We start from the raw sequence: 12,095 nt of genomic DNA, 5'->3' as shown, positions 1-12,095 counted from the left end.
GCGCGTGCCGTTCATCGCGCGTCGTGCCGACGGGAACGGCCGGCTGCGCCGCACGGGGGCGGACGGCGCGTCAGATCGCTTCGAGCCGGTAGCCCAGCGTATAGACCGCGCCGAGCCGCACGCCGTTCGACGGCTGCAGCGCGAGCTTCATGCGCAACCGGTAGATATGCGTGTCGAGGCTGCGCGACACGCCGGCCATGTCGCGGCCCCACAGCGAGCGAATCAGCGCATCGCGCGGCATGATGCGGCCGGGATTGCGGAACAGCAGCACCGCGAGGTCGAATTCCCGCGGGGTCAGCTTGATCGGCGCGTCATGCAGCAGCACGGTTCGCGTCCGCGTGTCGATCAGGTAGCCGCCGAGCTTGAGCGCGTCGTGCCGGCTGCTATCGCCGCGATACGCCCGCCTGAGCAGCGCATTGGTGCGCGCCAGCAACTCGAATTGATTGATCGGCTTGACCATGTAGTCGTCCGCGCCCGCGTTGATCGCGGAGAAGACTGCGTCGTCGCGCGCGCGTTGGGTCAGGAACAGGATCGGCAGATGGCCGCCGATCCGTTCGCGGGTCCATTGAAGCACTTCGAAGCCGGACATACCGGGCACCAGCCAGTCGAGAATCAGCAGATCGACCACCGAACTTTCCAGATGACGAATCGCCTGGTGTCCGTTGCCGACGGCATGCACGCGATAGCCGGACGTTTCCAGTATCGAGGTGATCAGTTCGACATAGGCAGGATCGTCCTCGAGATAGAGAACGTTCATGTTACGTACTCCTTCGATATTGATCGTGGCGATCACGACATATCGAGCATCCAGGCGGGAGCGGGCGGATCCACGCAGGCACACGGCAATCGGCGGCACGCAATGTGTCGCGATGTTCGCATCGATGCGTCGCAAAAATTGTCAACGATTTTGAACGCCATGAATCCGTGAAATTAGACGTATTAATCAATTTTGCAGAGTTTATGACGAGTGTGAGGGCTGAGTTTTGTTGACAAAGGTTGTCAATCTGCGCGAGGGGCGCGATTACGCTTGGCCATGGTGTCGGATGGTCGGCGCAACGACAGAAACAAGCGGTTCGGGGAGCACGTCATGTTGATTTACAAGTCCTTTGTCGAAAAAAAAGCGTTGCTCGAGGCGCAGCTGGAGCGGGAGCGTCTCGCCATCGCGGCGACGGTGTTGATCGAAGTGCGGCGCTGCGTCGAAGAGTTCGGCTTCACGGCGCGCGACATCTTCCCCGCCGATGGCGGACTGTCGACGAGAAAGCGCCGCGTCAAGTACTTCAATCCGCAGACCGGGCAGACGTGGTCCGGCGTCGGTCGTGAACCGGCGTGGATGCGGGGTCAGGATCGAAGCCGATTCGCCATCGACGCCGTGCCCGCCGATTCGGATCAATCTGAGGAATCCTGATTATGTGGTTGCATCGAATCACGATGGGAGTAGGGGGGCGAGCCGCGCAGGCGCTTGCTGCTTCCGGGCATCTTGCCTGCACGGCCCAGCGCCGGCCGCACGATGCATTCAACGAACGGCTGGCGGTGCGATGGCCATGCGGAGGACGCCCTCGCAACCGGAACCGGTTCCAATACGACTATATTACATCTTCATTATGACAATTCTGGTAACCGACCGCGGCCCCGGCCGCCATGGGGCGGGCGACGTGGCCGACGCCGAGGGGAAGCGGGCATGAACGACGAAATGGCGGCTCGGGACAACGACGGGGCGGCGCCCGAGCCTGTGTACGTCGGCATCGGCGTGACGCGCGAGACGCTCGAGGTGTGCATTTCCTCGCTGAGCGTGATCCTCGGTTACCGGAACGAGACGTTCGGCATCGAATCGCTGGCGGATGCGATCGCCGAATGGGTGCCGGCGCTTGTCGTGGTGGAGTCGGCCGGCGGGTCCGAATGCGAGGTGGCGTGCGTGCTGCAGGCGCTGCGATTGCCGCTGGCTATCGCCAAGCCGCATCAGGCCCGGGACTGGATTCCGGACCGCGCCGGCGGCCCGCTAGAGGGGAAGGGCGCACGCGCGCGCCTGCTGGCGGTGCTGGCTGGGGCGCTGGATCGGCATCCGTGTAGCGGGCGGCTAGTCGAGCCGCTGCCCGATCCGCAGCTGGAATATGTGCAGGCGCTGGTGCAGCGCCGCCGCCAGCTGGCGCGCATGCAGATCGCCGAATATCAACTCCTGACCTGGTGCCACGCGAGCGTGCGCAACGGCATCGTCCGGACGATCGCGTTCCTGAAACACCAGATCGGGGTGATCGATCACCATTGTGCGCGGCACGTGAATCTGCAGCGCGACGAGTTTGCGCGGATCCTGGCGCGCGAGGCGCAGCCCGGCCGCGTCGTGCAGCGCGGCCAGGTCGGCGAGTTCATTCGCGGGTGGCGGGCGAAGTGATGGGGGCGGGTCGCGCCCCGCTCAGGCGACCCACTCGTTGATGACCGGCGTATCGAGCACCGGCGCGCGCTCGGCTTCCTCGAACGTGCGCTTGCTGCACGTCGCGTCGAGGCTACCCTTGCCGCTCAGCAGCGGGCAGCGGTCGAACACTTCGGCAATCCAGTCGACGAACACGCGCACCTTCGGCGACAGGTGGCGGCTGTGCGGATACACGACCGAGATCGGCATCGGCAGCGGCTTGACGCCCGGCAGCACTTCCTTGAGCCGGCCTTCGCGCAGGTGCGGCAGCACCATGAACAGCGGCGGCTGGATCAGGCCGAAGCCCTCGACCCCGCACGTGACGTACGCATCCGCGTCGTTCACCGACACGATGCCCTCCATCTTCATCTCGACTTCCTTGCCTTCGATCAGGAACGTCCAGTCGATCGTGCGGCCGGTGCGGCTCGAGAAGTAGTTGACGGCCTTGTGCTGGCTCAGGTCGTCGATCGTCTGCGGCTCGCCGTGGCGCTCGAGATAGTCGGGCGACGCGACCGTCACACATTCGAACAGGCCGACGCGGCGTGCGACGAGCGACGAATCCTGCAGCGCACCGACGCGGATCACGCAGTCGACGCCTTCCTGCAGCAGGTCGACCGGCCGATCGGACAGGCCGAGTTGCAGGTCGATGTCCGGATAACGCGTATGAAACTCGCACAGCGACGGGATCACGAGCAACCGCCCGATCGAGCCCGGCATGTCGATACGCAACTTTCCGTGCGGCTTCCGGTTGTTGGCCTGGAAGCTTGCTTCGGTTTCCTCGACGTCCGCGAGGATCCGCACGCATCGTTCGTAGTAGGCGGCGCCGTCCGGCGTGAGCGAGAGCCGGCGCGTGGTCCGGTGCATCAGCCGCACGCCGAGGAATGCTTCGAGATTCTGGATGATCGTCGTGACGGACGCCCGCGGCAAGCTGAGCGTTTCTGCTGCCTTGGTGAAGCTGCTTGTATCGACGACGCGAGTAAACACCTGCATGGCCTGAAGCCGGTCCATCACTACCTCCGCAATCTAATTTGCCGCCGGAACAAAGAGGCTGCGCTACCTCGTGGGTAAACGCAGCCTCGGATTGTTCGGGGGCGTTGAATTGTGTTGCCGGATTATAGGCATTTATCCCAATGTCTGCCGGACCCAGAATTCGTTCCATCTCGAAATGGATGCTGCATCGTCATGGACGCTTCTGAATTCAGCAAATTCCTGAAAGCCGCGTTGCCCGCGCAAGCCTTGGCAGGCGCGGCGTTGACGGTCGCCGAAGTGGAAATTCCCGGCTACGCACAGGACATCGTGCTGCGCCTCTACCGCCGCCCGGACAAGACCGGGCTGCCAGTAGTGCTTTATTTCCACGGCGGCGGCTTCGTCCGCGGTTCGCTCGAAGACGCGGATTTCGCCGCGCGTTTTTTAGCAGAACGCTTACCAGCTCTCGTAGTGTCGGTCGATTATTCGCTCGCGCCGGCCTTTCCTTTTCCGGCCGCGCCGGAGGATGCGTATCGCGCCGCCGTATGGGCCGCGACGCGTGCCCGCGCGTTCGGCGGCAACCCGAAGAAGATCGGGGTCGCGGGGCACGACGCGGGCGGCCAGCTCGCGAACTGCCTCGCCTTCATCGCACGGGACCGCGGTGAAGTGTCGATCGTCGCGCAGGCGCTGTTCGGGCCGATGCTCGACCCAAGCATGACGCGCATCGGCGACGCCGAGCGCCTCGCGTCCGACATCACCGCGCGCGAATGCGCGGCCTGTTATCGCGCGTACCTGCCGCAGGCGGCGCAGCGCATGCACCCGTACGCGGCGCCGATCGAATCGGTGCGCCTCGCGGGGCTGCCGCCGACGCTGGTCGTCACCGCGCAGAACGACGTGCTGCACGTCGAAGCGGAGAAATATGCGGGCTGCCTGATCTCGTCAGGCGTGCTCACGCAGGTGATCCGCTATCCGGACATCACGCACGCCGCGCTCGCCACGCACGAAGCCGCGTTCGAGGAAGCCGTGCGCTTCTTCCAGTGCCGCTTCCAGGCGCGCCAGCCGAACCGTACCGAATAACCAGAACCAATCCACGCTTACCTGGAGATCCACATGGCCATCCTACGCACCTCCCGTTCCCGAATCGCGACCGCGGCGATCGTCACGCTCGCCGTCGTCGGCCTCGGCACGTTCGGCGCGATGCGCGTGAACGCGAACGCGCCCGAAAAAGCGGCGGCGCCGCTGCCCGAAGTCGACGTCGCGACCGTCGTGCCGCAGACCGTGACCGACTGGCAAAGCTATTCGGGCCGCCTCGAAGCGGTCGAGAAAGTCGACGTGCGCCCGCAGGTGTCGGGCACGATCGTCGCGGTGAACTTCAAGGACGGCGCGCTCGTGAAGAAGGGCGACGTGCTGTTCGTGATCGACCCGCGCCCGTACCAGGCGGAAGTCGACCGCGCCGCCGCGCAGCTCGCGGGCGCGCAGGCGCGCAACGGCTATGCGCAGAGCGACTGGCAGCGCGCGCAGCGGCTGATCGGCGACAACGCGATCGCGAAGCGCGATTACGACGAGAAGCAGAACGCGGCACGCGAAGCGAACGCGAACCTGAAGGCCGCCGAAGCCGCGCTGGAAACGGCGCGCATCAACCTCGGCTATACGCGCATCACCGCGCCGGTATCGGGCCGCGTGTCGCGCGCGGAAATCACGCTCGGCAACGTCGTGTCGGCCGGCGCGTCGGCCGCGCCGCTGACGACGCTGGTGTCGGTGTCGCCGATCTACGCGTCGTTCGACGCGGACGAGCAGACCTACCTGCAATACATCAACGGCGCGCGCAGCGGCCGCAAGGTGCCGGTCGAGCTCGGCCTCGCGAACGAAGCCGGCTACTCGCGCAACGGCGAGATCGATTCGGTCGACAACCGGCTCGACACGTCGTCCGGCACGATCCGCGTGCGCGCACGCTTCGACAATGCGGACGGCACGCTCGTCCCGGGCCTCTACGCACGCGTGAAGGTGGGCGGCAGCGCGCCGCACGAGGCATTGCTCGTCGACGACGCGGCGATCAACACCGACCAGGACAAGAAGTTCGTGTTCGTCGTCGACCAGCAGGGCCGCGTGTCGTACCGCGAAGTGCAGCCGGGGATGCAGCACGGCAACCGGCGCGTGATCGTGAGCGGCCTTGCCGCCGGCGATCGCGTGGTCGTGAACGGCACGCAGCGCGTGCGCCCCGGCGCGCAGGTGAAGCCGCACATGGTCCCGATGACGGGCGGCGACGAGCCGTCCGCGCCGCTCGCGAGCACCGCGAAGCCGGCCGCACCGGCGAAGGCGGATTCGTAAGCGGCGCGCCGCTTCGCATCCGCGTTCAACCAGACAGAGCAACCCATGAACATTTCCAAATTCTTTATCGACCGGCCGATCTTTGCAGGAGTCCTATCGGTGATCATCCTGCTTGGCGGGGTGATCGCGATGTTCCTGCTGCCGATTTCGGAATATCCGGAAGTCGTGCCGCCTTCCGTGATCGTGAAGGCGCAGTACCCGGGCGCGAACCCGAAAGTGATCGCCGAGACGGTCGCGTCGCCGCTGGAAGAGCAGATCAACGGCGTCGAGGACATGCTCTACATGCAGTCGCAGGCGAACAGCGACGGCAACATGACGATCACCGTCACGTTCAAGCTCGGCACCGATCCGGACAAGGCCACGCAGCTCGTGCAGAACCGCGTGAACCAGGCGCTGCCGCGTTTGCCGGAAGACGTGCAGCGGCTCGGCATCACCACGGTGAAGAGCTCGCCGACGCTGACGATGGTGGTCCACCTGATCTCGCCGGACAACCGCTACGACATGACCTACCTGCGCAACTACGCGCTGATCAACGTGAAGGATCGCCTGTCGCGGATCCAGGGCGTCGGCCAGGTGCAGCTGTGGGGTTCGGGCGACTACGCGATGCGCGTGTGGCTCGATCCGCAGAAGGTCGCGCAGCGCGGGCTGTCCGCCGAGGACGTCGTGCAGGCGATCCGCGAGCAGAACGTGCAGGTAGCGGCCGGCGTGATCGGCGCATCGCCGTCGCTGCCCGGCACGCCGCTGCAGTTGTCGGTGAACGCGCGCGGCCGTCTGCAGACGGAAGACGAATTCGGCGACATCGTCGTGAAGACGACGCCGGACGGCGGCGTCACGCACCTGCGCGACATCGCACGGGTCCAGCTCGACGCATCCGAATACGGGCTGCGCTCGCTGCTCGACAACAAGCCGGCCGTCGCGATGGCGATCAACCAGTCGCCGGGCGCGAACTCGCTGCAGATCTCGGACGAAGTGCGCAAGACGATGGCCGAGCTGAAGCAGGACATGCCGGCGGGCGTCGACTACAAGATCGTCTATGACCCGACGCAGTTCGTGCGCTCGTCGATCAAGGCCGTCGTGCATACGCTGCTCGAAGCGATCGCGCTGGTCGTGATCGTCGTGATCGTGTTCCTGCAGACCTGGCGCGCGTCGCTGATTCCGCTGATCGCGGTGCCGGTGTCGATCATCGGCACGTTCTCGCTGCTGCTGGCGTTCGGGTATTCGATCAACGCGTTGTCATTGTTCGGGATGGTGCTCGCGATCGGGATCGTGGTCGACGATGCGATCGTCGTCGTCGAGAACGTCGAGCGCAACATCGAAAGCGGGATGAACGCGCGGCAGGCGACCTACAAGGCGATGCAGGAAGTGAGCGGGCCGATCATCGCGATCGCGCTGACGCTCGTCGCCGTGTTCGTGCCGCTCGCGTTCATGTCTGGCCTGACCGGCCAGTTCTACAAGCAGTTCGCGATGACCATCGCGATCTCGACGGTGATCTCGGCGTTCAACTCGCTGACGCTGTCGCCGGCGCTGTCCGCGATCCTGCTGAAGGGGCATGGCGACAAGGAGGACTGGCTCACGCGCGTGATGAACCGCGTGCTCGGCGGCTTCTTCCGCGGCTTCAACAAGGTGTTCCATCGCGGCGCGGAGAACTACGGCCGCGGCGTGCGCGGCGTGCTGTCGCGCAAGACGCTGATGCTCGGCGTGTACCTCGTGCTGGTGGGCGCGACGGTGCTCGTGTCGAAGGTCGTGCCGGGCGGCTTCGTGCCCGCGCAGGACAAGGAATACCTGATCGCGTTCGCGCAGCTGCCGAACGGCGCGTCGCTCGACCGCACCGAGAAGGTGATCCGCGACATGGGTTCGATCGCGCTGAAGCAGCCGGGCGTCGAGAGCGCGGTCGCGTTCCCGGGGCTGTCGGTGAACGGCTTCACCAACAGCTCGAGCGCGGGCATCGTGTTCGTCACGCTGAAGCCGTTCTCGGAACGTCACGGCAAGGCGCTGTCGGCCGGCGCGATCGCGGGTGCGCTGAACCAGAAATACAGCGCGATGAAGGATTCGTTCGTCGCGGTGTTCCCGCCGCCGCCGGTGCTTGGCCTCGGTACGCTCGGCGGGTTCAAGATGCAGATCGAGGATCGCGGCGCGGTCGGCTACGCGAAGCTGTCGGATGCGACCAACGACTTCATCAAGCGCGCGCAGCAGGCGCCTGAACTCGGCCCGCTGTTCACGAGCTACCAGATCAACGTGCCGCAGCTCAACGTCGATCTCGATCGCGTGAAGGCGAAGCAGCTCGGCGTGCCGGTGACCGACGTGTTCAACACGATGCAGGTGTATCTCGGTTCGCTGTACGTGAACGACTTCAACCGTTTCGGGCGCGTGTACCAGGTACGCGTGCAGGCCGATGCGCCGTTCCGCCAGCGCGCGGACGACATCCTGCAACTGAAGACGCGCAACGACAAGGGCGAGATGGTGCCGCTGTCGTCGCTCGTGACGGTGACGCCGACGTTCGGCCCGGAAATGGTCGTGCGCTACAACGGCTACACGGCGGCCGACATCAACGGCGGCCCGGCGCCCGGCTTCTCGTCGGGGCAGGCGCAGGCCGCGGTCGAGCGCATCGCGCACGAAACGCTGCCGCGCGGCGTGCGCTTCGAGTGGACCGACCTCACGTACCAGCAGATCCTCGCGGGCGATTCGGCGATGTACGTGTTCCCGATCAGCGTGCTGCTCGTGTTCCTCGTGCTCGCCGCGCTGTATGAAAGCCTGACGCTGCCGCTCGCGGTGATCCTGATCGTGCCGATGAGCATTCTGTCGGCGCTGACGGGCGTGTGGCTCACGCAGGGCGACAACAACATCTTCACGCAGATCGGCCTGATGGTGCTGGTGGGGCTGTCGGCGAAGAACGCGATCCTGATCGTCGAATTCGCGCGTGAGCTCGAACACGACGGCAGGACGCCGCTCGAGGCCGCGATCGAGGCGAGCCGGCTGCGGCTGCGCCCGATCCTGATGACGTCGATCGCCTTCATCATGGGCGTGGTGCCGCTCGTCACGTCGACGGGCGCCGGTTCGGAAATGCGCCATGCGATGGGTGTCGCGGTGTTCTTCGGGATGCTCGGCGTGACACTGTTCGGGCTGATGCTGACGCCGGTGTTCTACGTCGTGCTGCGCACGCTCGCGGGCGGCAAGATCCACGTCGCCGGCAAGGATTCGACGGGGTACGGTGTGCCGGCGCCCGATGCTTGAGGACCAGAAAATGAATAACTTGCACAACACGAACGGCCTGATGCGCTTCGCGAAGGTGGCGGCCGCGAGCACCCTGCTCGCGACGCTGCTCGCTGCGTGCGCGGTCGGCCCCGACTACAAGCGGCCGGATGCGGCGGCGCCCGCCGCGTTCAAGGAAGCGCCGACCCTCGCCGCCGGCGAGCAGGCCGGCACGTGGAAGACGGCCGAGCCGTCGGACGGCGAACATCGCGGCGAATGGTGGAGGGTGTTCGGCGACCCGGTGCTCGATTCGCTCGAGACGCAGGCGCTCGCCGCGAACCAGAACCTCAAGGCCGCGGCCGCGCGGGTCGAGGAAGCGCGTGCGGCGACCCGTTCGGCGCGTTCGCAATGGTTCCCGCAGGTCGGCGCCGGGTTCGGGCCGACGCGCGAGGGGCTGTCGTCGGCGTCGCAGTTCCAGCCGCAGGGCACCGGCCCGACCAACGCGACGCTGTGGCGCGCGCAGGGCACGGTGTCGTACGAAGCCGACCTGTTCGGCCGCGTCGGCCGCAACGTCGAGGCGTCGCGTGCCGACCAGGCGCAGAGCGAAGCGCTGTTCCGCTCGGTGCAGCTTGCGCTGCAGGCCGACGTCGCGCAGAACTACTTCGAATTGCGTCAGCTCGATTCGGATCAGGACCTGTACCGCCGCACGGTCGAGTTGCGCGAGCAGGCGCTGAAGCTCGTGCAGCGCCGCTTCAACGAAGGCGATATCAGCGAGCTCGACGTGTCGCGTGCGAAGAACGAGCTGGCCAGCGCGCAGGCCGATGCGGTCGGCGTCGCGCGCCGGCGTGCGGCGTCCGAGCATGCGCTGGCCATCCTGCTCGGCAAGGCGCCCGCGGACTTCGCGTTCAAGGAAACGCCGATCGTGCCGGTCGCGGTGAAGATTCCGCCGGGCCTGCCGTCCGCGTTGCTCGAACGCCGCCCGGACGTGTCGGCGGCCGAGCGCGCGATGGCGGCCGCGAACGCGCGGATCGGGCTCGCGAAGTCGGCGTACTTTCCGAAGCTCGATATCACCGGGGCGTTCGGCTATGAGGCGTCGACGCTCGGCAACCTGTTCCTGTGGTCGAGCCGCACGTTCCTGCTCGGGCCGTTCGCCGGCACCGCGCTGACGCTGCCGCTGTTCGACGGCGGGCGGCGGGCCGCCGGCGTGCAGCAGGCGCGCGCGCAGTACGACGAGCAGGTCGCGAATTACCGGCAGCAGGTGCTCGTCGCGTTCCGCGAAGTCGAGGACAATCTTGCTGACCTGCGTCTGCTCGATGATCAGATCCGCGCGCAGGATGCGGCCGTCAACGCGTCGCGCCGTGCGGCGACGCTGTCGCGGACGCAGTATCAGGAAGGCGAGGTCGCGTATCTGGATGTGATCGACAGTGAGCGGTCGGTGTTGCAGTCGCAGTTGCAGGCGAACCAGTTGACGGGGGCGCAGGCGGTGTCGACCGTCAATCTGATTCGTGCGCTCGGTGGCGGGTGGGGCGCGGCGCCGACAGCGGTTGGGGATGCGGCGTCTGTCAAGGCGGAAGTGGCTGCGCGGTGAGCGTGAACGGCGGGCGGGCCGTCGCTCGCCGGCCGAGAAGTGAAGAACCCCGGTATGCAGGCTCAGGTCTGCATGCCGGGGTTTTTTATGGGGCGTCGCGGATTTGCGGGGGAGGAATGTTGGCGATTGGCCAGGAGCAGCCAATCAGGCGACGTCTAAAATGCCGTCCATCCATGAGGGGAGCCGCAATGGGTTCGACTCGAACACGCGCATCAGTTTGTCCGCTATAGGGCGGTAGAAAACATCGGACTCGAAATAGACGACGCCGTCTTGTACTCCTAGCCGTTGACGGTTCAAACTCGCCGAGGAGACCACATAGGCATGTTGTTCGAAAAGCAAGAAAAGATAGATGAGCCTTGCGATAGTTAGTTCAGTTGAAACATCGAGGTTCGCGTTTGCGGATCCGTCGAACAAAAGAGATCGATACCCAGCATTGTTTTCACAGCGCAGGCCTTTGTCTGGTCCGAGCAGGGTATCGATGAACCAAAGCTCGTCTGTGCGGAACGCGCTCGAATTGTCGATCTGGAATATTTTCCAATTTCCTGCGGGCAACCAACCTGCCGCGTGATGCGCAAATACGTACAGTTCCTTCGAACGGGTGGGCGCACTGTACGGCAGGTAGGTGCGAACGGTACTTTCACTTGGTAGGTCGGCGATCTGATTCCAACTTCCTATGTGCATGCCTATAGTCTGCAGGTATTCATCGGCTTCAGCGGTTGTCAGCAGTCTCATGGGAGCCTCCTTTTGCGTTCAAGGCCTGGGGCGGCAGCACTTTGATGTTAGGGAAGTATAGATAGTCCGAACGGCTGCTCGCTAGCAAGATGACTGACCGCTCCGCGTCGCCGCCGGCCATCGACTTCGCGCGCAGCGCATCGTTCGATGCGCGTCACGGACGGGGCCGCACCGATAGACGCAAGCGTTGAATTCCGGTCTCGGTCGACACGGCGGCCGTCTAATCGTGGAGTAGTATTTCCACATGTTCAGGGTTATTGCCCTGGCCTCCACGGCGCACAGCCGATCCACCATAACGACAGCGGCAAGCTCGTCAAAGCGTTTGGAAACCGCCTCAACGATACGTGTAGTGGTGGCGCCGGCCGTGGCGACGGCATTGATGGGAATGCATCATGTCAACCGAGTGGAAGCACCGCGTCAGACTGTTCGTCCAGCGTTTCTGGCAGCCGACCAGTGCGTGCATGACCTGCATGCCGGGGAGCTGGGGAAACATCATGAGCCTTGCCCACTGGACTATCGCATTTCATACCGGTCTGCTGACCGGACTCCTGGCTGTACTTTTGACTTTCACGCCTGTGGCGAAACTCTTCGCGCATCGATACGGCAATGCGCTGGTCGTTGGCGTCCTGACGACGTTGGGCGACGCCTATTCGCATACGAGTCATTACCGTATCCCCTATGTCGAGCACATCGTGACCGGTGCAATTTCAGGTCTCTTGACGCTTGCGGCCTCATATCTCTTCGAAGACCGCGCGCGGCGCCTTCGGGCGATGTGGGCTCGGGTTGTCGGACAGCCTATCCGCTGACTTTCTGAGCAACGTGTCGATAAGTGACCACTCCGGGTCGAAAGGTCGCGTCCACGGAAATCCACGAAGAATCTTTTTATCG

The 12,095-nt window shown here is 65.0% G+C and carries 10 protein-coding genes; 7 read left to right on the top strand and 3 right to left on the bottom strand.

What is annotated here, in order from left to right:
* Positions 1 to 70: 70 nt before the first annotated feature.
* The gene (locus tag HWW87_RS31105; protein ID WP_175823510.1) at positions 71 to 757 is read right to left on the bottom strand and encodes a response regulator transcription factor; all 687 of its coding nucleotides are present in this window, start codon (positions 755 to 757) and stop codon (positions 71 to 73) included.
* A gap of 330 nt (positions 758 to 1,087) precedes the next feature.
* On the opposite strand from HWW87_RS31105, the gene HWW87_RS31100 reads away from it, so the two are divergent.
* Together HWW87_RS31100 and HWW87_RS31095 are read left to right on the top strand one after the other, a co-directional pair.
* On the top strand, positions 1,088 to 1,405 hold the full coding sequence (locus tag HWW87_RS31100) for an H-NS histone family protein (RefSeq protein WP_174433106.1): 318 nt from the start codon (positions 1,088 to 1,090) through the stop codon (positions 1,403 to 1,405).
* Between the two features lie 273 nt (positions 1,406 to 1,678).
* Positions 1,679 to 2,386 carry a hypothetical protein gene (locus HWW87_RS31095; protein WP_175823509.1) on the top strand — a complete coding sequence of 236 codons (708 nt, stop codon included), beginning with the start codon at positions 1,679 to 1,681 and terminating at the stop codon, positions 2,384 to 2,386.
* A gap of 21 nt (positions 2,387 to 2,407) precedes the next feature.
* On the opposite strand, the gene ceoR is transcribed toward HWW87_RS31095, so the two are convergent.
* Positions 2,408 to 3,412: a putative multidrug efflux transcriptional regulator CeoR gene (ceoR, locus tag HWW87_RS31090; RefSeq protein WP_175823508.1), complete on the bottom strand. Its 1,005-nt coding sequence runs from the start codon at positions 3,410 to 3,412 to the stop codon at positions 2,408 to 2,410.
* Between the two features lie 174 nt (positions 3,413 to 3,586).
* Between ceoR and HWW87_RS31085 the strand changes: the two genes are divergently transcribed.
* The 4 genes from HWW87_RS31085 to opcM are packed head-to-tail and all read left to right on the top strand — an operon-like array spanning position 3,587 to position 10,475.
* On the top strand, positions 3,587 to 4,447 hold the full coding sequence (locus tag HWW87_RS31085) for an alpha/beta hydrolase (protein WP_174385729.1): 861 nt from the start codon (positions 3,587 to 3,589) through the stop codon (positions 4,445 to 4,447).
* Between the two features lie 33 nt (positions 4,448 to 4,480).
* Positions 4,481 to 5,698 (top strand): multidrug efflux RND transporter periplasmic adaptor subunit CeoA, encoded by a 1,218-nt coding sequence (ceoA, locus tag HWW87_RS31080; RefSeq protein ID WP_175823507.1) that lies wholly within the window; start codon positions 4,481 to 4,483, stop codon positions 5,696 to 5,698.
* Positions 5,699 to 5,743: 45 nt separating this feature from the next.
* Positions 5,744 to 8,929 carry a multidrug efflux RND transporter permease subunit CeoB gene (gene ceoB / locus HWW87_RS31075; RefSeq protein ID WP_175823506.1) on the top strand — a complete coding sequence of 1,062 codons (3,186 nt, stop codon included), beginning with the start codon at positions 5,744 to 5,746 and terminating at the stop codon, positions 8,927 to 8,929.
* Between the two features lie 10 nt (positions 8,930 to 8,939).
* On the top strand, positions 8,940 to 10,475 hold the full coding sequence (gene opcM / locus HWW87_RS31070) for a multidrug efflux transporter outer membrane subunit OpcM (RefSeq protein ID WP_175823505.1): 1,536 nt from the start codon (positions 8,940 to 8,942) through the stop codon (positions 10,473 to 10,475).
* A 144-nt stretch (positions 10,476 to 10,619) separates the two neighbouring features.
* Here the strand turns inward: opcM and HWW87_RS31065 are convergent, their stop codons facing one another.
* Positions 10,620 to 11,207, bottom strand: a complete 588-nt coding sequence (locus HWW87_RS31065; RefSeq protein ID WP_175823504.1) for a hypothetical protein — start codon at positions 11,205 to 11,207, stop codon at positions 10,620 to 10,622.
* A 392-nt stretch (positions 11,208 to 11,599) separates the two neighbouring features.
* On the opposite strand from HWW87_RS31065, the gene HWW87_RS31060 reads away from it, so the two are divergent.
* The gene (locus tag HWW87_RS31060) at positions 11,600 to 12,013 is read left to right on the top strand and encodes a hypothetical protein (RefSeq protein WP_175823503.1); all 414 of its coding nucleotides are present in this window, start codon (positions 11,600 to 11,602) and stop codon (positions 12,011 to 12,013) included.
* Positions 12,014 to 12,095: the final 82 nt, after the last annotated feature.

It is taken from the genome of Burkholderia sp. BCC0419 (assembly GCF_902830285.1).
In the GTDB taxonomy this organism is placed as follows: Bacteria; Pseudomonadota; Gammaproteobacteria; order Burkholderiales; family Burkholderiaceae; genus Burkholderia.
The sequence above is the reverse complement of the archived record's forward strand: the minus strand, read 5'-3'. Positions and strand labels throughout refer to the sequence as shown.

Excerpts from the sequence above, each read along its gene's own strand:
- HWW87_RS31095 (WP_175823509.1), top strand. The coding sequence starts at position 1,679 with ATGAACGACGAAATGGCGGCTCGGGACAACGACGGGGCGGCGCCCGAG.
- opcM (WP_175823505.1), top strand. The coding sequence starts at position 8,940 with ATGAATAACTTGCACAACACGAACGGCCTGATGCGCTTCGCGAAGGTG.
- HWW87_RS31105 (WP_175823510.1), bottom strand. The coding sequence starts at position 757 with ATGAACGTTCTCTATCTCGAGGACGATCCTGCCTATGTCGAACTGATC.
- ceoR (WP_175823508.1), bottom strand. The coding sequence starts at position 3,412 with ATGGACCGGCTTCAGGCCATGCAGGTGTTTACTCGCGTCGTCGATACA.
- HWW87_RS31065 (WP_175823504.1), bottom strand. The coding sequence starts at position 11,207 with ATGAGACTGCTGACAACCGCTGAAGCCGATGAATACCTGCAGACTATA.
- HWW87_RS31100 (WP_174433106.1), top strand. The coding sequence starts at position 1,088 with ATGTTGATTTACAAGTCCTTTGTCGAAAAAAAAGCGTTGCTCGAGGCG.
- HWW87_RS31085 (WP_174385729.1), top strand. The coding sequence starts at position 3,587 with ATGGACGCTTCTGAATTCAGCAAATTCCTGAAAGCCGCGTTGCCCGCG.
- ceoA (WP_175823507.1), top strand. The coding sequence starts at position 4,481 with ATGGCCATCCTACGCACCTCCCGTTCCCGAATCGCGACCGCGGCGATC.
- ceoB (WP_175823506.1), top strand. The coding sequence starts at position 5,744 with ATGAACATTTCCAAATTCTTTATCGACCGGCCGATCTTTGCAGGAGTC.
- HWW87_RS31060 (WP_175823503.1), top strand. The coding sequence starts at position 11,600 with ATGTCAACCGAGTGGAAGCACCGCGTCAGACTGTTCGTCCAGCGTTTC.